This window comes from Rheinheimera pacifica (assembly GCF_024809855.1).
In the GTDB taxonomy this organism is placed as follows: domain Bacteria; phylum Pseudomonadota; class Gammaproteobacteria; order Enterobacterales; family Alteromonadaceae; genus Alishewanella; species Alishewanella pacifica_A.
The window spans coordinates 21556-42396 of record NZ_JANUEM010000006.1 but is presented as its reverse complement, the minus strand read 5'-3'; the positions used below and the strand labels follow the sequence as shown (position 1 = coordinate 42396).

The 20841-nt window shown below is 48.0% G+C and carries 20 protein-coding genes; 12 read left to right on the top strand and 8 right to left on the bottom strand.

All coding sequences use genetic code 11. The features are described 5' to 3' along the window. Window positions 1-10 precede the first annotated feature (10 nt). Window positions 11-1021: a Gfo/Idh/MocA family protein gene (locus M2404_RS09935; RefSeq protein WP_259239573.1), complete on the top strand. Its 1011-nt coding sequence runs from the start codon at window positions 11-13 to the stop codon at window positions 1019-1021. 34 nt (window positions 1022-1055) lie between these two features. Here M2404_RS09935 and M2404_RS09930 read toward each other — a convergent pair whose 3' ends face one another. Both M2404_RS09930 and M2404_RS09925 read right to left on the bottom strand, forming a co-directional pair. Continuing rightward, window positions 1056-1817 carry a UDP-2,3-diacylglucosamine diphosphatase gene (locus M2404_RS09930; protein WP_310503079.1) on the bottom strand — a complete coding sequence of 254 codons (762 nt, stop codon included), beginning with the start codon at window positions 1815-1817 and terminating at the stop codon, window positions 1056-1058. A gap of 21 nt (window positions 1818-1838) precedes the next feature. Further along, complete coding sequence (locus tag M2404_RS09925; RefSeq protein WP_259239572.1) at window positions 1839-2333, bottom strand: peptidylprolyl isomerase; 495 nt, start codon at window positions 2331-2333, stop codon at window positions 1839-1841. A 157-nt stretch (window positions 2334-2490) separates the two neighbouring features. Between M2404_RS09925 and cysS the strand changes: the two genes are divergently transcribed. The 6 genes from cysS (at window position 2491) to M2404_RS09895 (ending at window position 8377) form a co-directional block, all read left to right on the top strand. Then, on the top strand, window positions 2491-3870 hold the full coding sequence (gene cysS / locus M2404_RS09920) for a cysteine--tRNA ligase (RefSeq protein WP_259239571.1): 1380 nt from the start codon (window positions 2491-2493) through the stop codon (window positions 3868-3870). 248 nt (window positions 3871-4118) lie between these two features. Beyond that, window positions 4119-4436: a DUF1889 family protein gene (locus M2404_RS09915; RefSeq protein ID WP_259239570.1), complete on the top strand. Its 318-nt coding sequence runs from the start codon at window positions 4119-4121 to the stop codon at window positions 4434-4436. A 437-nt stretch (window positions 4437-4873) separates the two neighbouring features. After that, window positions 4874-5380 (top strand): hypothetical protein, encoded by a 507-nt coding sequence (locus M2404_RS09910; protein WP_259239569.1) that lies wholly within the window; start codon window positions 4874-4876, stop codon window positions 5378-5380. Between the two features lie 110 nt (window positions 5381-5490). Beyond that, window positions 5491-6084, top strand: coding sequence for a hypothetical protein (locus tag M2404_RS09905; protein ID WP_259239568.1), 594 nt, complete (start codon window positions 5491-5493; stop codon window positions 6082-6084). Between the two features lie 371 nt (window positions 6085-6455). After that, on the top strand, window positions 6456-7559 hold the full coding sequence (locus M2404_RS09900; protein WP_259239567.1) for a DUF4238 domain-containing protein: 1104 nt from the start codon (window positions 6456-6458) through the stop codon (window positions 7557-7559). Between the two features lie 209 nt (window positions 7560-7768). After that, window positions 7769-8377: a hypothetical protein gene (locus tag M2404_RS09895; protein ID WP_259239566.1), complete on the top strand. Its 609-nt coding sequence runs from the start codon at window positions 7769-7771 to the stop codon at window positions 8375-8377. Window positions 8378-8551: 174 nt separating this feature from the next. Here the strand turns inward: M2404_RS09895 and M2404_RS09890 are convergent, their stop codons facing one another. Both M2404_RS09890 and M2404_RS09885 read right to left on the bottom strand, forming a co-directional pair. Then, a complete protein-coding gene (locus M2404_RS09890) occupies window positions 8552-8902 on the bottom strand; it encodes an outer membrane protein assembly factor BamD (protein WP_259239565.1) in 351 nt (116 codons plus the stop codon). A 4-nt stretch (window positions 8903-8906) separates the two neighbouring features. Next, window positions 8907-9635, bottom strand: a complete 729-nt coding sequence (locus M2404_RS09885) for a hypothetical protein (RefSeq protein ID WP_259239564.1) — start codon at window positions 9633-9635, stop codon at window positions 8907-8909. A 365-nt stretch (window positions 9636-10000) separates the two neighbouring features. Between M2404_RS09885 and M2404_RS09880 the strand changes: the two genes are divergently transcribed. Then, the gene (locus M2404_RS09880) at window positions 10001-10639 is read left to right on the top strand and encodes a class I SAM-dependent methyltransferase (protein WP_259239563.1); all 639 of its coding nucleotides are present in this window, start codon (window positions 10001-10003) and stop codon (window positions 10637-10639) included. A gap of 165 nt (window positions 10640-10804) precedes the next feature. Here M2404_RS09880 and M2404_RS09875 read toward each other — a convergent pair whose 3' ends face one another. The 4 genes from M2404_RS09875 to M2404_RS09860 form a co-directional block, all read right to left on the bottom strand. After that, window positions 10805-11863: an alpha/beta hydrolase family protein gene (locus M2404_RS09875; RefSeq protein ID WP_259239562.1), complete on the bottom strand. Its 1059-nt coding sequence runs from the start codon at window positions 11861-11863 to the stop codon at window positions 10805-10807. 184 nt (window positions 11864-12047) lie between these two features. Continuing rightward, window positions 12048-12707, bottom strand: a complete 660-nt coding sequence (locus M2404_RS09870) for an HAD-IA family hydrolase (RefSeq protein WP_259239561.1) — start codon at window positions 12705-12707, stop codon at window positions 12048-12050. A gap of 9 nt (window positions 12708-12716) precedes the next feature. Next, window positions 12717-15134, bottom strand: a complete 2418-nt coding sequence (locus tag M2404_RS09865) for a GH92 family glycosyl hydrolase (RefSeq protein ID WP_259239560.1) — start codon at window positions 15132-15134, stop codon at window positions 12717-12719. An 81-nt stretch (window positions 15135-15215) separates the two neighbouring features. Further along, window positions 15216-15965, bottom strand: a complete 750-nt coding sequence (locus tag M2404_RS09860; RefSeq protein WP_259239559.1) for a FadR/GntR family transcriptional regulator — start codon at window positions 15963-15965, stop codon at window positions 15216-15218. A gap of 154 nt (window positions 15966-16119) precedes the next feature. Here M2404_RS09860 and manD point away from each other — a divergent pair, with 154 nt between their 5' ends. Genes manD through M2404_RS09840 form a run of 4 tightly spaced genes read left to right on the top strand, consistent with a single transcriptional unit; the run spans window position 16120 to window position 20782 of the window. Next, window positions 16120-17328: a D-mannonate dehydratase ManD gene (manD, locus tag M2404_RS09855; protein WP_259239558.1), complete on the top strand. Its 1209-nt coding sequence runs from the start codon at window positions 16120-16122 to the stop codon at window positions 17326-17328. Between the two features lie 6 nt (window positions 17329-17334). Further along, window positions 17335-18330 (top strand): carbohydrate kinase family protein, encoded by a 996-nt coding sequence (locus M2404_RS09850; protein ID WP_259239557.1) that lies wholly within the window; start codon window positions 17335-17337, stop codon window positions 18328-18330. Beyond that, the gene (locus M2404_RS09845) at window positions 18327-19538 is read left to right on the top strand and encodes an AGE family epimerase/isomerase (protein ID WP_259239556.1); all 1212 of its coding nucleotides are present in this window, start codon (window positions 18327-18329) and stop codon (window positions 19536-19538) included. The genes M2404_RS09850 and M2404_RS09845 overlap by 4 nt, the downstream gene beginning before the upstream one ends. Beyond that, complete coding sequence (locus M2404_RS09840) at window positions 19538-20782, top strand: sugar MFS transporter (protein WP_259239555.1); 1245 nt, start codon at window positions 19538-19540, stop codon at window positions 20780-20782. Before M2404_RS09845 ends, M2404_RS09840 begins: the two co-directional genes overlap by 1 nt. Window positions 20783-20841 lie beyond the last annotated feature (59 nt).

The following is a 20841-nucleotide window of genomic DNA, read 5'->3' as shown; positions in this document are numbered from 1 at the left end:
AGGAAAGGCTATGATCCGCATTGGTTTATTAGGCGCTGCCCGTATCAGTGATAAAGCAATATTTCAGCCGCTTAAGCAACTAAGAGGTTTTGCCTTGCAAGCGGTAGCCGCCTCATCGGCAGAACGGGCCCGCCAGTATGCCGGTGCGCATGGCATTTTACATGTCGCCGACAGCTATCAGGCTTTGCTTGAGCGTAGCGATATCGACCTGATTTACAATGCGCTGCCACCTTCAGAACATGCGTATTGGACCATACAAGCCTTACAGCAGGGCAAGCATGTGTTGTGTGAAAAGCCGTTTGCTATGGATGAAGCTGAGGCACAAGCTATGGTGCAGGCGGCAAAGGCGTCCGGCAAGGTACTGCTGGAAGCCTTTCATTACCGCTTTCACCCGTTGTTTGTTGAAATAATGCGCCTGGTGCAGGCCGGTACTATTGGCAGTATCCGCCATTTACGGGCTAATTTTTCGGTGCGGATCCCCTATTTTGCCGGTTCGCTACGGCACGAAGCAGCGCTGGGCGGTGGCGCCATGATGGATTTAGGCTGTTATCCGCTACATTGGGTACGTACTATTATGGGAAACGAACCTCAGGTACTAAGCGCTAATTGTATTACCGCCGGGGCAACTAATGGCGGGCCACAGATTGATATCACCACTCAGGCACAGCTGCAATTTGCTGACGGTGTTATTGCCGATATCGGCACCAGCATGGCAGAGCATTTAAGCCGCAGCCCCGATACCAGCCTGGTGCTGGAAGGCAGTTTGGGCAGTATTGAAGTTAGCGGGCTGATTACACCACAGCTGGGTAACAGTATAAAATTGATTACTGCCAGCTCAGAGCGGCAATATAGTGTGCCGGGCCGCAGCACCTATTATTATCAGTTGCAGCATGTTAAAGACTGCCTGCAAGGCCGCACTACAGCCTTAACCGGTGGTAACGATGCCATAAATAATATGCGCCTGCTGGATCAAATTTATCAGCAGGCCGGTTTGCTTCATCGTGGACAGTGCCGTAGTTAGCCAGTAACTGCTGTAATAAGTTTATCGCGGCGGTTTAGCTGGTCAAAGGGGTAAAATGCAGCTGCCACTGGCTGGCGCTCACTTTTAAATAACTGCTTTGTGTATACCAGTCGCCCAGTACATAGCGCTCAGCCGTTTTACCGTTAACGTCCAGTTTATGTACTGCCGGCCTGTGGGTATGGCCGTGGATCAACCTTAATACCCCGGCTTCGGCCATTACTCTGGGCACTTCGTCGGGGGTAACGTCCATAATTTGTGGCTGTGCCTGTGCCATATACTGCTGCTTATATTTAGCACTTTTGGCGCGTGCTTTACGGGCCAGGCGCTGGCGATACCATAGCGGCATATTCAGCATCAGCCACTGCCACCAGGGCTGGTTCCACCATTTACGGAATTTCTGGTAGGCAATATCCAGCGTACACAGGCTGTCGCCGTGCATTATCAGCGTTGGCTTGCCGTATAAATCAATTACCTTTGCCGGTGGCAATAGGGTCATGCCACAGCGTTTGGCGTAAGTGCTACGTAGAAAAAAGTCGCGGTTGCCGTGAATAAAATACAGCGCTACGCCGCTATCGCTAACGGTTTTAAGCGCGCGGGCTACCTCTGCCAGCAATGGCTCGGGGTTGTCATCGCCAATCCATACTTCAAATAAATCGCCCAGAATATACAAGGCTTCGGCGTGTATGGCTTGCTCGCGCAAAAAGCGTAAAAAGGCGGCGGTAATATCGGGCCGATCTGCCGCTAAGTGTAGATCGGCGATAAACAGCGTGTGCTGTTCAGGCATAAGCTCAGACATCAGCTCTGGTATCAACAGCGCTTAAGCGTGCAGTTCAGCTTTTTCAATCACAACCGGTTTTACCGGCACATCGCTGTGGCCTGCATTACGGCCGGTGGCGACTTTTTTAATCTCGTCAACCACGTCCATACCTTCAACCACTTCACCAAATACGCAGTAACCCCAGCCAGAGCCGGTTTCAGAGCTGAAGTTTAAGAAGTCGTTGTCGGCGATGTTAATAAAAAACTGGCAGGTAGCCGAGTGCGGGTCATTGGTACGTGCCATAGCAATAGTGCCTTTTTTGTTTGGCACTTTGTTGTTGGCTTCATTTTTAATTTTGTCTTTGGTGTCTTTTTGCTCCATCTCAGCAGTAAAACCGCCGCCCTGGATCATAAAGCCGTTAATAACACGGTGAAAAATGGTGTTGTCGTAAAAGCCGTCTTTAACATAGCTGATAAAGTTTTCTACCGTAGCAGGGGCTTTGTCGGCAAACAGGTTTAATTTAATTACGCCGTAATTGGTGTGTAAGCTAATCATAATAAGGTGTCCTTAGTTCAAAGTGGCGCTATTCTACCGCAGCTGAGCCAAATCATAAAGCAAGGATAGCCGCGTTACAGCACCGGTGATACACTAGCGCGCTGGTGCTGTAGCAGCACTGGTTTAGCGTTTTTAGTCAAAGGACTTCGGGGAAGACATGTTACATATTTATAATACCTTAAGCAGAAAAAAAGAACTTTTCACGCCAATTGAACCCGGTAAAGCAGGGCTCTATGTCTGCGGTATTACCATTTACGATTACTGCCATGTCGGCCACGCCCGTACCTATGTTGCCTTTGACGTAATAAACCGCTACCTGCGCTTTTTAGGATATGACGTTACCTATGTGCGTAATATTACCGACGTAGACGACAAAATTATTAAGCGCGCCGCCGAGAACAACGAAAGCTGCGACGCCTTAACCGAACGCTTTACCCAAGCCATGCACGCCGATTTTGCGGCGCTTGGCTTAATGCCGGCCGATATCGAGCCGCGCGTAACCACCCATATGGCCGAAATTATCGCCCTGATTGAAACCCTGGTCGCCAAAGGCTACGCCTATGTGGCAGCCGATGGCGATGTGTTGTTTGACGTTAGCAAATACGAAGCCTATGGCGAGCTTAGCCAGCAAAACCTGGAGATGCTGCAATCCGGTTCACGGGTAGAAGTGGCCGATAATAAAGACGATCCGCTGGATTTCGTATTATGGAAAGGCGCTAAGCCGGGCGAGCCGTTCTGGCAATCGCCGTGGGGCAATGGCCGCCCTGGCTGGCATATTGAATGTTCTGCCATGAGTGCCAAGCATTTAGGCGAGTATTTTGATATTCACGGCGGCGGTTCAGACTTACAGTTCCCGCACCACGAAAACGAAATTGCTCAGTCTACCTGTGCTCATGGCCACAAGTACGTAAATACCTGGATCCACACCGGTATGGTGCAGGTAGATAAAGAGAAAATGTCTAAATCGTTAGGCAATTTCTTTACGGTAAAAGACGTACTGGCAGAATATAACGCCGAGGCGGTACGCTACTTTTTATTATCCAGCCAATACCGCAGCCAGCTGAACTATTCCGCTGAAAACCTGCAGCAGGCTCATGCTGCCTTAGGCCGCTTATACACTGCGCTACGTAATGTAACGCCATCTGCCAGTGTTGATATGCAAAGTGATTATATCGCCCGTTTTAAAGCCGCAATGGACGATGATTTCAACACTCCGGAAGCCTTACCGGTGTTGTTTGAACTGGCGCGTGAAGTAAACCGCTTTAAAGAAACCGAACCGGCCAAGGCTGCCGAACTGGCTGGTATATTAAGCTTATTAGCCGGCGTGCTGGGCTTGCTGCAAGGTGATGCTGAGCAGTTCTTACAATCAGGCGCGTCAGATGACGATGTAGCTGAAATTGAAGCGCTAATAGCTAAGCGCAACAGCGCCCGTGCAAACAAAGACTGGGCAGCAGCAGACGCCGCCCGCGATGCGTTAACGGCAAAAGGTATTATCGTAGAAGATAAAAACGGCGTAACCAGCTGGCGTAAAGGCTGATTTAATACCGTTGATTAAAAAAACCGCCTGCTGGCGGTTTTTTTATGCGTTGATGTTGCAGCAGGCAGGGCTGAAAGCTGATTGATGTTTTGTTGAAATAGGCTGTGCCTGTAACTTATTGTAAGTTGGGAATATGCGGTGTAATGTACAAAACATTATATTTATAAGTCCGTGTTAACCCGTGTTGACGCGCGGGGGGCCTTGCAGAATAAGTGTTAGCTTTTATTGTCACGAATAAGGAGATTAAAATGAATTCAGTTATCGAAGAAGCATTGAAGTCGTTATCATTCAGGGTGAATATTTCAACTGGTTTAGTTCATCCATTAGATTCTGATTCAGCAAAGGAACTATTCAAAATTCTCAAAGAAAACGGACAGCAGCTTGTAAAAACAGAAATTGAAATGTGGGCAAGGCAAAACGGCTGGGCAGCCCGCCATGCTTCTGCACTTGGCGAATTAGGTGAAAAAATTGGGTCTGGAAGAAGTGTCCAAATCAAAAACAAGGGACGCTGGAAGGAAGGTATCTACGAACAATGGCTGTCTAGATCGCAAGGTCTTCAAAGTTAACAAGTTACTGCACCTGCAAAATTACTCGTGCGCTCCCAATTTTCCGGTTAGTAATGCGTAAAGTTTCTTACCCTTGAGGTTCAATGAGCGACAAAAGATTCGCAGTAGATTTTGATACATCGGCAGATATTCATCCTTGCTTGCTACATTTATGTAGGGCCGAGCAAACGATGCAACGGGTATCAAGCAGTGGTGATTCTTTACGTGTCACATAGAACAGGAAAGTTTGATAGTCCTGAAGGGATCGCCATGAGTTTCGATGTAGAAAACAACCTCTTCAAGTCAGAGCGAGAAGCTATCGCTTGGGTAGAAAGCTGGATTATCAATAAATCCGAGATCAGCGTGACGCGAAGGGAAGTCGATAAAACTTAACAAGCGGTTGTTCTCGCCCAGTGTCCAGTGAGGCTGGGGTGACCTTACTGCCGCATGGAGTATGAATGGAAATATCCTCTGTTATCGAAGTATGGAAGTACCTGAAATGGTTGCCAGGGTTTATTCTGAGAAAGATTTTCAGTAAGGAGCGGTTGGCGGATTTGGTGCTGATTGACGTGCAGGCTCGGCATGAGGCTGTCAGGGTCAATCTAGGTGAAATTGCTTCGTATTCTATATACTTGCAGGTAATAAACATGTCTCCGTTCGATGTGGAATTGGATAGAGCAGAGATAGATTTTTTGTGTGCAGGAGTTTCTGTCTCCAAACAACACATCAAGAAAACCGCCTTCAAATCAGGTGAAGTAGGATCTCTATATATTACAGGAGAAATCGAATCTCCTAAGGCAAAGCAAATGGCTCGTTACTATAACGAAAATCAGTCGTCCGTCTCTTTCCATTGCGAGTTCAATTGTGCACTACATAACTTTACAAAAATCTGTAGCAACCTCGAAGGTGTTAATGTTCACTTCGCAAACGCGGAATGGCGGAGTTCCGAAGTTGAAAAGGTGTAACAAACTGTTCCCGCACATTCCGGCATCTTCGGTGCCTCTACCTGGCAGTCTCTGCAGCGACTTGCGCCGCCAAGGCTGCTGAGTAAGGGCGTTAGTTTACGGAGGGAAATATGGAACATTGGCTTAGGACAGATGAGCGACAAGAGTTTATCTCTTCGATGCGAATGGTTCGCAAATGCCTTATATCTGTATCAGATGATATAGAACAATGGAAATGGGCTGTAATTGCTCTGCACAACGCGGCTCAAGGAGCAATGGTTCAAGCTTTAAGGGCTGGCAATGATTTTAGGATCATGCCTGAGAAATTAGCACAAAAATGCTATCAAGCTCACAGAGACAATAAGCCCTGGCCAAAAGCCAAAATGGATTCATTTCCTAATCTATACAAAAAGGTTCAGTCTCAGGAAATGATGCTTTTTTATACGCATAGTAAAACGCTACCTTGTGACACTGATCGGGACTATTGTGTAAGTAAGTTACTTGAACTCAGAAACTCGTTTATACATTTCATGCCACAGGGCTGGACACTTGAGGTATCTGGTTTACCTCACATATTTATTTCACTTATCGAAATGATCAGCTATTTATGCTGGGAGTCTAGAAACGTCATTTGGTATGAAGAAGGTCAATCTACTACAGCCAGAGAATTAGTCTCCGAGTGTTTAAGTGCTGCACGTCAGTTGAGCGACAGTTATGCAAACTAACACCATATAAGAGCCTCCCCATCCTCAACAGCTAAAACCGCTCTTCTGGCAGCGTTAACGGCCAATCTGTTGTCCATAAGCAAGATAGACTGTTTCATCTGTCATCATGGTTGCCAGGCGGTAGCCTGCAATAAATACATAAACGGCAAAAGGCTTTAACTTTGCAGTAGATAGCGCCTAATCGGTTAGCTGACATTTCCCCGAAATATGCTGTATTTGTCGCCAGGATAAGCTGTACCTGTAAGTCATTGTAAGTTGGAAAGATGCGGTGTAATGTTCAGTACATTGAACAGAAAAGGCTAAAATCTGTGTTTAAGTACGGATTTTTCAAGCATTAAGCCAACAAGCTATGAATGTAGACACGAGGATGAATGGCAACGAATAAGAATCAACACTTTGTCCCCAGATGCTATCTCAAAGCTTTTTCGAAGAGTGGCGAAGGCTTAGCTATAAATTTATTTAACATTGATCGCAGGAGGCTAATTCAAAACGCCCCGCTTAAACATCAGTGTTCAAAGGACTATTTTTACGGAGAAGATCAGGAACTGGAAAACGCGATTCAATTTATCGAGGGAAGATACGGAAGTATTGTCAAAGAGGTATTGTCGCCGGGATACAGGTTTACCGAAGATCATAAACACTTTCTGAAATTGTTTTGGTTGCTACAGTACCTACGAACGGAATCGGCATCTCGAAGACAAGTTGAAATGTTTCAGGGCATTAATGCCGCTTTCGGCGGAGTTTCAGATAAATTCGTCCCCAGCATTAAAGAAGCAGTACTTCATTCAATGTATGTCTTTGCAACTGAGATGAATATTGTCAGCGATCTCAAAGCGTGCCTAATTAAGAACAAGTCAGGAGTTCGATTTGTCACCTCAGATGACCCAGCCATAATGGGAAATCGTTGGCACCAATTAGACAAGCGTGCAAGAGGTATGGGTTTTGGGCTGGGGGCATCTGGATTGCTAGCTTTTTTGCCTCTTTCTGAAAACGTCATATTCATGGCTTATGATGGTGATGTGTATAGCGTCCCTAACAACGAAGGCTGGGCAGTATGTAAAAACAACGCTGATGCTAGAGCGTTTAATCAATTTCAATACCTTAACTGCAGAGCAAATATTTTTGTTCGTAACTCTGAATCCGAAAATGAGCTAGTCTCTTCTCTCGATGCTGCATTACCTTATAGGCCTAAAGAAAGGCACAAAATAAACTATGCGGTATTGGATTCTACGGAAGGTGAATACAAAAGGTATATTGTAATTACTCCTGAAGAAGCGGGAGAGCACGTTGAAGCACTGGTGCATTCACAACCAATTTTTCCAGTTCCGCCACACTGGCCCTCTCAGATAACGTGGAGGTCAAAAGGCGTTGTATATACCAATGGTACCGGCGTTGGATATGTTCGAAGGAATCAAGTATCTGAGGGGCAAAGCTATAGAAAATATTGGAGCGAGCCTGCAAAAATCAAGACTTAACATAATGGACGTCAATAGCGGGGCTTAAAGCCCCGTTTTACTCATTTAACAATAAAAATGAGTGGAAAAGCAGAATATAGCTGACGAAATAATAGCCTATGTTATAAATCCTAACTGTGGTAACTTTAAAACTGAAATGTGGGCTAGCCGAAAGCTAGTCCTTAGTGGAACGAAAAACACGTAATCTGACGAAATCGGAGTGTCACATAATGACAAAGCAAATCAATCAATATTCTACCTTATTTTCCTGTATTTATGACGAACAAGAACCTGTCGGACACTTAGGCCGCGGCACTCATTATTCTGTATTCAGGTCAGTTGAGTGGCTTGATGTCACTCGAACACCAATAAATAGACCGCAAATCCACGATTTTTCTGTTATTTGGGATGAAGACCACGACACTCGTGTCATTGACGTAATTGAAAGCATATACATGGCCGGACTGCTGTCACCAATTCAGTTTATAGGTGAAAGAAAAGGAATGTTAACGATTATAGTAGCGGCAAAGTTCTATTTTAGTGAAAATACCGATATCAGAGACTACGTGAAACAGTTACAAGATACTTGCGATAATTCGCCGCTTCAAGACCATTGGCCGGTTGGCGTTGGCATGTTTGACCGTTCTCCACACTTCCCTCCGAGTAATCCTCATCAGACGGAGCTTTGTGGAATTATCAACGATGCGAATCATAGTGTAGTTACTTACCTGAGAAATATTGATTCACTTTGGCGACTGGGTACAAAAGCGTACACACCAAAAGTACATATCGCTAACTTGCCAATTCCTCCAGTACCGGTACCGATTCAGCAACAATAATAATTAAATAGTTGATGGCCGTTATAACGGCCATCAGTCGTTTTACCACTTGGCATAATAAGCTTTCTCGGAGTTAATACGTAAAACTGCTCTTCTGGCCTCGTTAGCAAGCATTCCGTTTTCCATCAGCAAGATAGACTGCTTCATCTGTCATCATGGTTAGCTGACGATTTATCAGCGGGTTAACTTGTATTTTCCAATCGGAGTAGCGACTTCTAAACGATGAGTGGCTTCGCTGAGTATTTGCCAGGTAATTTGCTCATCATCCGCAGTTAACGTAAGCACGTTGTTTTGCCTGGTGTAGGGATACTGTCGGTTGCCATAGCCCTTAATAACCTCTGTTATCGTGTCGGCATTGATATCAACAAAATTACCGGCTTCCAGCTGATTAACACTGCCATCATCATAAACCACTTCAGCCATTACCCAGCGGCCTAAAATATCATCACTCTCGCTGGCATTGCTGCAAGAGGACAAGACTAAAGCGAATAGGGTTAGTGCAACCATATTCTTTATTTGTGCCATAAATTTATGCATAAGTTGATGTCGTCTTTATTGAGGGGGCACTTGCAATTGCACGTGCCAAGCCATCTGGCAATTCTGATAGCTGATACTTGCGGGTAGCAGATGACTCTCTGACAATCGCGCCTTCAAAGTTACGAGAAATCAGAGTGATTTTTTGTGTTAGCCCTTTTTGCCCCCAAGGATGCGGCGACCATTTAAAGCTATGTTCAAAAATTATCTCAAACGACCATCCGCGAGCCATTCTTGGGTATTCTACACCAGCCTGTATCTCATCTTTGGTAATAGCGACTATGGTACCAATAGCTACCGCTGCCATACCACTGGTTAATAATGTGGCAGCTACAGTCAAACCGGCAGTTGCTAAATGGCCGGTGTAACGAATTGCTTTTTCATGTTCAAGATTCCAGTTTGTGGCTGCACTGTCCGTTTCGAATAGGTAAGTGTGAGAACGCGAATTTGTTATCTCGTCTTTTAAAAAACAGTTGGGTTTGCGGCCTGACCCAATCCAGTTGCCACCATCAGACCAATTGAGGCGGTTATGGCACTTATTTTCAAGCTCTTTTCGCTGCGCAGGTCCTAATCTGGTCTGTGTTGCTGTTGCAAAATCTGATTGCATAACCAATGTATCCTTTTTTTGATAATGAATCCGTTCTGCTGTTAGCAGAAAATGAATAAAAATAGTACGAAATAAGTGTATTTTATGCAACATTTCATTATCAAAAACTGATCCCATTGCAACTGTAATTGGAAAATGGGTCTGGAAAATGGGTCGGAGCTAATAATCGCTTACTTATTTCAAGTGGCTGAAATATATTGGATTATCTAGGATGGGCTTTAATTCTCTCCGACTTTTTTGCTAAGAGTGGGCATGCAAATCAATTCCACAATAGTACGGATGTTGTGTAGTATAAAATTTCATTGGGTCTTCTCCTTTTTGGTTTGGTCGCCTTCCAGCTTAGCCAATCTGGCTGAACTGGGGAGAAGGCTCAATGAGTATCAAAAAAATTTTATCGCTAGCAAAAGCGCTGGCTGCAATGTCGACCCGCTGCGCGGCTTTCCGCGCTAAATTTGGGCGTTGGTGAGCTATAGGAGAGAGTAGTGCCAACTTCAGGCAAAGGTGACGATTTATCTAATGACTGGGAATCCGTCGCAAAGGAATTTATATCCATTGCATCCTTGGACATAGGAGCTACAACCGTTATGAGTTGGAGTAGTTTTCTTGATCCAGGACAAGCAGTTTTAGATGTTGGCTGTGGATTTGGCGGATCTTACACCCGAGGCCTGATGGAAAAGGGAATTGAAGTATACGGAATCGATGCTTCAGAAACTCTGATATTAGAACACCAAAAGAGGTTCCCAAATGCATTCGTTCGATGTGAGCTTGCTGAAGAGTCTTCTCTTTTCAACAGAGAATTTGATGGAGTTCTTTCCGTGGGATTAATCTTTCTTTTGTCTAAAGAGAAGCAACGAATGGTGCTTGAGAAAATGGCCGCTTCAGTAAAAGAAGGAGGGCGGCTTTTATTCAGTTCTCCTTTTCAGGTCTGTGATTGGAATGACCTATTAACGGGTAAGAAATCTGTATCATTGGGCAGAAACATGTATATCGAGTTCCTTCAGAAGCACGGCTTGCGATTGATCGGTGAATATACCGATGAAGGTGAAAATCACTACTACGATTTTAAGAAAGAGGAAAAAGGGGGCGGAGCTAATAATCGCTTACTTCTTGCAAGTTACTGAAATATATTGTGATTAAGCAAGTAGATCTTTAATTGTCTCCGACCCTTTTTGAGCTTAGCAGGCGATTGCTCAGCGGGTTAAGACGTATTTCCCTATCGGCGTAGCAACTTCTAAACGATGAGTGGCTTCGCTGAGTATTTACCAGGTAATTTGCTCATCATCCGTCTAATCTGCCATTGCCACTAAGTCTGAGCGGATAAACTCAGCTAACACCGCTTGATGTTGCTGGGCCCATAGGTTTATAGCCTGGCTGTCATCGGTGGTTATTTGTGCAATAAAGGCACTGGATAACGCCTGGGTGGCGGCTTTAATTACCTGCTGCTGTGGCTGCGTATCTTTGCCACCACGCCAGCCAGAGAAAATATTGTGGCTGCCCGAGCTAAACACCGCCAGCACTTTGTAACTGCTGGCTATGGCGTTATACAAGTCAAACCTGTCTTGTGGCGATGAATAATAACCCGGTACCCGAATTTCATCTTCGGTGGTGGTGATGTGCAAAGTGGGAATGTTCACTTCAGCCAGCACTTTATCCAGCGGCTGATCGTTATAAAAAGGCGGGGCTGAAATTAAAATAGCCGCTTTGATGCGATCATCCTTCAGGCTGACCAGGGCACCGTTTTGCTCAACCTGGGCACCGCTTAATAGCATTGAGGTATTGGCACCATAGGAGTGGCCAGCCATTACGATATTTTGCTGATCAAAATTTGCGGCATGCTCTGACGCTAATATCTGGTCTAAAGCAAACTTCACATCCAGTACTCTGGCTAACGCTTCGGTTGTATCGGCCGCGTCCATCAAGCGAAACGGTAGTGTTAGCCTGCTGCCGCGCCAGACTTTGCGATCACTGCCATCGTGCTGCACATGCAAGCTGGCATAGCCCTGGCTGGCCCAATACTGGCCCAGGTAAGCGTAGCGCTCTTTCGAGCCGCCCAGGCCATGAGAAAACACGATTAAGGCGCTGGCTTTTTTCTGGCGTGCGGGTTTAAACAATAATGCCGGTACAACGCGATCCCGGCTTTGGTCCAGCCAGTCAAAACTGATTTCTTCAATATTTAGCCACAAGTGCTCAGCAACGTTTGCCGAGTATTTTACCGAGGGCAAATTCAGTTGCTGTTGCCAGGCAACGCTATCGGGCTCCGGTTTTTGCGCGCATCCGGTTAAAGAGATCAGCAACATAGCGATAAATGCGGCGATGCCTGCTTTAATGATGATATGAGATCGCATAAAAGTCCTCTTGGGTGGAATCAACCCGCTTAATACGCTCAAAAGTGGTTTAGGGTTTGGTTTCTGGTCATTACAGGCTAACAGTATCCAGGTGAATAGAAAAAAGAAACAGCGATAAAAGCTGATTAGGTTGTTCGATAATTTCGACGAACGTTTTTGCTTCTGAAAAATGTGGTTATGGTGCCTAACTCAGGCCCTTGCTAACCCCCGCCAATATCGCTTTAATTTCACTGATATGTTTGATTTCAATTACGTCGGTGCTTGGGCTGGTTTCGTTATGCAGGTTGTAGAAAATGGTTGTCATACCGGCAGCAACACCGGCTTTTACGCCCGGCAGGCTGTCTTCAATAACCACACATTGCTCTGGCCTGGAGCCTAACTGCGCTGCCGCGTGCAGATACAGGCGTGGGTCGGGCTTAAAAATATCAATATCATAAGCACTGTAAATATGGCCGTTAAAAAACGGCAGCAACTGGCAGCGGCTAAGTGCCTGCTGTAATTTGCTTTGCGGGCCATTGCTTACTACGGCGCATGGCCAGCCTTGTTGTTGCACCCAGGCTAATAGTTCAGGAATACCTGCTACCGGCTGTAATTGTTGCGCAAACAATTCGGCTACTTTAGCGCGATACCAGGCTTCGCTGTCGCTATTCAGTGTTACGTTATGTTGGGCGGCTAACTGGTCAAAAATACGCTGTAGTTCACCGCCACGGTAGTCACGCATTAAATCTACGACATTTAACTGCACATTATAGCGGGCAAATAGCAGCGCCAGTGCCTGATTGCACAACCACTCGCTGTCTACTAAGGTACCGTCGCTGTCAAACAGCAGGCAAAGTCTGGCCATGTACTTCCCTTATCGTGTCAGGTTTTTATTCGGCTTATCTGACATTGTCAGCTCCAGCTCGCCACCGGCGATAATTTCACTATGGTATAAAAAGCTGCGATCTAGCGGTTTACTGTTTAGCTTTATGCTTTGGATATAAGGCCGGTTGGTGCTGTTTTGCAGGGCTTTAATAACAAATTTCTGGCCGGGGTAGTAATTTTGATCCAGCGTAATGCTGATTTCGTCAAATAACGGGCTGCCAATATAGTAGATAGGATCGGCCTCTGTGCCGCCGGTTAGCTGAAACAGGCCAATTTTCAGTAACACCGCCAGACTGCCCATTAAGCCCTGATCTTCATCACCGTTATAGCCGCGTTCTGGCGATAAATCACTGTAAACGGTATCAACCACCCGGCGTGACCAATATTGTGTTAGCCAGGGCGCACCGGCAGCGCTGAAAATAAAAGCCGTTTGCATACTGGGCTGGTTGCCGTAGTTTATTGGAATGCGCCGGTACTCCGGGTGGGTTTCGTGCGCATGGGCGGTGCCAGCGGTAAAGCCTTGCTGTTCGGCAATTTCAAAGGCAGTGTTTAATTTGCTAACCAGCTTATCTTTACCGCCCATTAGCTTAGCCAACCCGGCAATATCATGCGGCACAAACCAGGTGCCCTGAGCGGCATTGGCTTCTACAAAGCCGTTTTCATATTCAAAAGGGTCAAACGGCTGCTGCCAGCTGCCATCTATATTGCGTGGCCGCATATAGCCGCTTTGCTGATCAAACTGGTGATGGTAGTTCTGGCTGCGGCGGCTGAACTCTTTATAGTCTGCGGTTTTGCCCAGGGCTTTGGCCAGTTGCGCCAGGGTATGATCCTGAAAGCTGTATTCCAGTGTTTGGCCGGGGCCGCGGCGATGGCTGCCGTAATTGCTTTCTGCTACCGGCAGCGGGTAGGGAATATAGCCCTGCTTAAGGTAATAACGCATGCCGCCGCCTGTTGCACTGTAATGCTCGTAACCGGCGCGGGCCATCACGCCCTCTAAGCTGTGGTTTTTCTTCATTGCCTGATAGGCCAGTTCTACATCAAAATCACGCAGGCCTTTTTGATAGTTAGAAACCAGAAACGGCGTAGTAGGTGAGCCTGTCATCACCAGCGTGTCTTGCCCACCGGAGGGGCCGCGGGGAATAAAGCCGCTGTCTTGGTAATATTGCAGCAGGCTGTTGCCCATATCTGAGGCAATTTGCGGATAAGCCAGTGGCCACAGCGTCGCAATAGTCCATTGTGCGCCCCAGAATGAGTCGGAATTATGCTGGTTAAACCTGGGCTGGCCCTGCGCGTTTAGCGGTAACTGACCAATGCGGGTTTGCTGGCCGCTGTTATCCGGGTACTGGCCGTTAACGTCAGAAATCGCGCGGCGGCCTTGCAGGGCATGCCATAAGTCAGTATAAAAACGCCGTTGCTGCTGCGTGCTGCCGCCCTTAACCTGAATGTTGCTTAGCAGGGTATTCCATTCCTGCCGCGCTTCTTGCTGTACACGGGCAAAGTCCCAGTGTGGCAGTTCTGTCTGCATATTTAGTTTGGCGTTTTCTGCCGACACATAAGAGATAGCCACTTTCATCAGCGTGGGTTCGCCTTGGCCCTTTAGCTGTACCACAACACCGGCATTGTCACCGTTAACGCCCTGGACATTGCTAAACGCTATATCACCGCGCCAGGCATCAAGTTTAGCAATGGGCTGATTAAACTGAGCATGAAAATACACTCTTACCGGTTTAGTACGCCGTTCAGTACCCTGGTTGGTAATAAAGCCGGCTAAGCTGTTGTCGTCTTGCAACCAGGCTTCGGCATGCCCCAATTGCGAGGGGCCCATCAGGCCGCCTAATTGAAACAGCACTTGCTGGGGCTGATCTTTGGCATAGCGGTACTGATGAAAACCTACCCTTGAGGTAGCCGTTAAGGCTACATCTAACTGATAACGCTGCAGATGTAACTGGTGAAAGCCGGGCTGAACCACTTCGCCCTGATGCGAAAATGCCGAGGCGTAGTCTTGTTTTAGTGTGGCGAGCGGCGCGCTGCTGGACAACGGCATTACTGATAAACCAGCCAGTTGCCATTCATGGATATGGTTAAAACCTTGCACGGTGTCTGAGTTATAGCGGTAGCCGCTGCCCCATTCACCCATTTGCTCGGTGTCGGGGAACAGGCTAACCATACCAAAAGGCCGGGCGGCAGAGCTAAAGTAAAACCAGCGGCTGTTAGCGGTGTCCAGGTAGGGATATACCAGCTCAACCGGCTGCGGCGCTGGTTGTGCCGCAGTTGCCGTCAGACACAACCCGGCACTAAACAGCACCGGGCCCAGTAGCAGGCTTTGAAATTTGCCGACAGCAAAGCGGTGACGGTTTAAGTTAAAACTAAACAACTTAACGTTAAACAACTTAAGGTTAAACAGCATAGGAAATCCGGATTTGTTGTAATTCAGAGTGACTATCTATAACAAATTGGCCTGTCCAGTTGCAAGTGTGGTTTGTCCGCTTTAGTCTGAAATCAGTAGTAAATAGGCCTGGGTTACTTCGCTGATATGCGCCTGCATCGCCGATCTGGCACCGTCTGCATCGCGTCGGCTGATGCACTGATAAATTTTTTCATGTGCCAGAATATTGGGGCCGGCTACCTGCTGCTGAATTTTTCGCGCAAATAACCGGCTTAGCTCTGAGCTTTCACGCAGTTGCCACAGCCATTCAATCATCGATTGTAGCGCGCTATTGCGGGTGGCACTGGCAATTAACTGATGAAACTTACCGTCATAAGCTTCAGCCTCTGTGCTTTTTTTTGCCTCTACCAGCAGTGCCATCTGTTGCAGGTAAGCCTTGAGTCTTTGCAGCTCTTCATTGCTGATGCGTTCAGCTGCCAGCGCCGCGGCATCGCCTTCCAGCAGTAAGCGTGCTTCCATAATTTCCAGTGGGCCGGGGGCGTCGTCTGCCACTATTGAGCTTTTCAGGCCGTGGCGTTTTTCGGCGGTTTTCTGCACATAAATACCAGAGCCAGGCCTGATTTCTACTAAGCCGGATACCTCCAGCGCTATTAGTGCTTCGCGTACTGTCTGGCGGCTTACGTCATAACTTTGCGCCAGATCACGCTCTGCCGGTAAGCGGCTGCCGGGGCTAAGTTCGCCGGTGCTGATCCGCCCGGCCAGTTTTTCGGCAATTTGCAGATAAAGCCTTGAGCCAGCCGGTGTTGGGCGCTGCGGGCTGGTGCTGGATATTAGTTGTACAGTTTTTGTCATGGTGCTCTTTTAAAAAATAGGCTTTCAAAAAAATTTGGCCTGACCAATTATTTTATATTGTAAATTGGCCTGTCCAGGTGCTAATGTCTATAAATCGGCCAGACCAATTTAGTCGGTTGGTCAGCACTATTCAAGTTTTAAGTTGAGGAACAACATGAAAATCATCGATGCCAAAGTGATTGTAACCTGTCCGGGCAGAAATTTTGTTACGCTGAAAATCACCACCGATCAGGGGTTGTATGGTATCGGTGATGCTACGCTTAATGGCCGCGAGCTGGCAGTTGTCAGTTATTTGCAGGATTATTTGATCCCGTGTCTGATTGGCCGCGATGCCAGCCAGATTGAAGATATCTGGCAGTTTTTCTACCGTGGCGCTTACTGGCGCCGTGGCCCGGTGGGTATGACCGCGATAGCCGCTATTGATGTGGCATTGTGGGATATTAAAGCCAAAGCCGCCAATATGCCGTTATACCAATTATTGGGAGGCCGCAGCCGCGATGGCGTTATGGTGTATGGCCATGCCAATGGCCGGGATATTGCCGAAACGGTAGCTGAAGTAGGTAAGTATATTGAGCTGGGTTATAAAGCGATCCGCGCGCAAACCGGCATACCGGGCCTGGCCAGCACCTATGGTGTATCGAAAGATAAAATGTATTACGAACCGGCAGATAACGATTTGCCGTCAGAAAACCTGTGGTCTACCAGTAAATACCTGAACAGCGTACCCAAGCTGTTTGAAACACTGCGCGATACCTATGGTTATGAACATCATTTACTGCACGATACGCATCACCGTTTAACTCCTATTGAAGCGGCACAGCTGGGTAAATCGTTAGAACCGTACAAACTGTTCTGGCTGGAAGATGCGGTACCAGCAGAGTTACAGGAAGGCTTCCGGCTATTCCGCCACCATACCACTACGCCAATCGCCGTGGGTGAGGTGTTTGCCTCTATCCATGATTGCCAGCAACTGATCAGCGAGCAACTGATTGATTATATCCGTACCACCATAGTACACGGTGGTGGCATAACCCATTTACGCCGCATTGCGCACCTGGCCGAGCTATACCATGTGCGTACCGGCTTCCATGGTGCTACCGACTTAAGCCCGGTAACTATGGGCGCAGCGCTGCATTTTGATACCTGGGTGCCGAATTTTGGTATTCAGGAATATATGCGCCATACCGATGAAACCGACGAAGTATTCCCGCACGATTACCATTTTGACAATGGCTATCTGAAGGTAGGTGATACACCGGGCCATGGTGTTGATATCGATGAAGCCAAAGCGGCGAAATATCCCTATAAACGTGCCTATCTGCCGGTAAACCGGCTAGAAGATGGCACTATGTTTAACTGGTAAGCGGCAATGACCTGCAACAATAACCACAGCAACGCCGTAGTCTGTTTTGGCGAAGCACTGATTGATTTTATCAGCCAAAGCCAAATACAGTCTGACGGCCTGAGCATTGCGCAGTTTGCTCAGTACCCCGGCGGCGCACCGGCTAATGCAGCCGTGGCGGTGGCAAAGCTGGGTGGTAAAGCCCGTTTTGCCGGGCAGGTAGGGCAGGATAGCTTTGGTTATTTTTTACAGCAGGCCCTGCAGCATTATGGCGTTTGCACAGAGCATCTGGCGCTGCACCCGGCAGCGAAAACTGCACTGGCTTTTGTAGCGCATGACAGCCAGGGCGAGCGTAGCTTCAGCTTTTACCGCGAGCAATCAGCCGATTTACTCTATAGCAGTGCGCAAATCCAGCCAGCGTTATTTAACGGGGCCAGCTTGCTGCATTTTTGCAGCAATACCTTAGTTGAACCGGGCATTGCCGCTGTAACGGCAGAGCTACTGCAACAAGCACGCAATAAGGGTTTGTGGCTAAGTTTTGACGTTAACCTGCGCCATAATCTCTGGCCGGCAGGGCACGCCGGTAAAGAAGTAGTGCGTGGCTTTGTCAACAAAGCGCAGTTACTGAAGTTTTCTTATGATGAACTGGCTTACCTTAGTGATAACCCTGAGCCGTATATTCAGCAATTGCTGGCGGCAGAGGCGCATCTGGTGGTGATAACCCATGATGACAAACCCGTGCGCTATTACAACCGCCTTACACACGGCAGCCTTGCAGTGCCGCAAGTGCAGGCCGTAGATACCACTGCCGGTGGTGATGCCTTTATTGGCGGTTTGTTGTATCAGTTAAGTTTACAGCCAGCGTTGGCGGCATTTTGCCGTAACACTGCTGCGGTAGAGGCTGCTTTAGCCTTTGCTGCGCGCTGTGGTGCCCATGCCGTTACCCGCCATGGCGCTTTTCCTGCTTTACCTGTGCTGGCCGATGTCGCCGGTGCTATTGCTGTTGAAGGAGCTCAGCTATGAGCCTGATGTCTGTTCCGCCGTTGCCACAAAGTTATGACCGGGATTTTTTACTGGCGCATTGTCGCGATATTCTGGCGTTTTACACTCCCCGGTTAATCGATAGCAGCGGCGGCTTTTTCCATAATTATCTGGATGATGGCAGCTTGTTTAATCCTGGTTTTCGCCAGTTGGTTAGCAGCACCCGGCTGATTGTTAACTATGCCCGGGCATCAGTAGTGCTTAATCAGCCAGAGTATAAAACAGTGGTACTGCATGGCCTGCAGTATTTAGAGCAGGTGCATTACCAAAGCGACAGCCAGCGCTATGCCTGGACGCTACAGGATCACCAGCCGTTGGATATGACACAACAAGCCTATGGTTACGCTTTTGTGCTGCTGGCTTACAGTGCTGTGCATCAGGCTGGTATTGCACAGCGGCGCGATAAAATTGCTGAAACCTATAACTTACTGGAGCAGCGCTTCTGGCAGGCCGAATTCGGCCTGTATGCTGATGAAATAAGCAGCGCCGGGGGGCTTAGTTCGTATCGTGGCCAAAATGCCAATATGCATTTGTGTGAGGCGATGCTGGCGGCATACCAGGCTACCAGTGAGCCGCGCTATTTAGCCCGGGCTAAATTGCTGGCCCACAATATTACTGTGCGCCAGGCTGCACTTACCGGATGGCAGGTGTGGGAACATTACACTGAAACCTTCCAGCCCGACTGGGATTACAACAAAGACGATCCGAAAAATCTGTACCGGCCCTGGGGTTTTCAGCCCGGCCACCAAACCGAGTGGGCTAAATTGCTGTTGCAGTTAAACCGGTTGGACGCTGACCCTGCTCTGGTAACCAAAGCCCGTAGCCTGTTTGATCTCGCTTTTAACACCGCCTGGGACAGTGAGCACGGTGGCCTGGTATATGGCTACGATGCGCAAGGTAACTGGTGTGACGACGACAAATACTTCTGGGTACAGGCTGAAAGTTTCGCCGCCGCCGCGCTGTTATACCAAACCACCGCTGAAGCGCAGTACCTGAGCGCCTATCAGCAGCTTTGGCAGTACAGCTGGCAGCATCTGGTTGACCACCGGTATGGCGCCTGGTACCGGCTGCTAAACCGGCAAAACCAGCGTTACAACAATGAAAAAAGCAGTGCCGGTGCCAAGTGTGATTATCACACCTTGTGTGCCTGTTTTGATGTATTGGCCGCAATGCCGGGAGGGAGTAACTAATGCAATTATCCGGTTCGGCCGCATTAAAAACCAATCAATCTGCGATGAATGTCAGGCTGGCATTTTGGGCCATGACATCGCTGTTTTTTATCTGGGGTTTTATTACTGCGCTAAATGATATTTTGCTGCCTTACCTGAAAGGCGCCTTTGCGCTGAGCTACCTGCAGGCAGGTTTAGTACAGTTTTGCTTTTTTGGCGCCTATTTTGTCGTATCGCCACTGGCCGGAATATTACTGGAACGGATTGGTTTTCAGCGCGGCATGGTGGTAGGGCTGCTAACCATGGCTGCCGGTGCGGCGTTGTTTTATCCGGCAGCGGTACTGGGTTGGTATTGGTTTTTTCTGCTGGCGCTGTTTGTGCTGGCTGCGGGCATTACCGTGTTGCAAGTGTCGGCCAACCCTTATGTGGCTGTACTGGGCGATGAACGCCATGCTGCCAGCCGGCTTAATCTGGCGCAGGCACTTAATTCACTGGGCCACACTGCAGGGCCCTGGTTTGGCGCAGTACTTATTTTATCGGCCGGTACCGTAGTAGGCGACGCCAGCTCGGTGCAGGGGCCTTACTTACTGTTAGCCGTGATCCTGGCGCTGGTTGCGCTGTTGTTTTTATGGCTGCGTTTACCAGCGCTACAGCAAAACGATACCAGCAGCAAAACTGGTTTTGCCAGCCTGATGCGCACTTATCCGCAGCTGCGTTTTGGTGTGGTGGCTATTTTTCTTTATGTTGGTGCTGAGGTGGCGGTAGGCAGCTATCTGGTGAGCCTGTTTATGCAACTGGATATTGCCGGTATGGACAGAGTTGCCGCCGGCAAAATGGTGTCTTATTACTGGGGCGCGGCCATGGTGGGGCGCTTTATTGGTGCCGGTTTAATGCGTTTTATCGCGCCTGTTTACCTGCTGGCAGCTAACGCTGTGTTAGCTGTGCTGATGATTATACTGGCAGTGAATAGCAGTGGCGAGATCGCGATGTGGGCTATTTTGTCGGTGGGCTTGTTCAATTCTATTATGTTTCCAACTATTTTTGCGCTGGCGATTCGTGGCCTGGGTGTACACACCGGCCGCGCTTCAGGCTATTTGTGTCAGGGTATTGTGGGCGGTGCGTTAATGCCGCTGCTACAAGCAGGTGTAGCTGATATGTGGTCGTTGCAGTGGAGTTTTCTGGTACCTGCCTGTGCTTATGTTTATATCGGCTGGTACGCTCTGGCAGGCAGTAAAAGCCATACAGCACAGGGTACACAAGCATAGAGATACTAAGGTGTTGAATATTTGATACCGGTGTCAATTTTGTCTGTTACCTGGTGGGG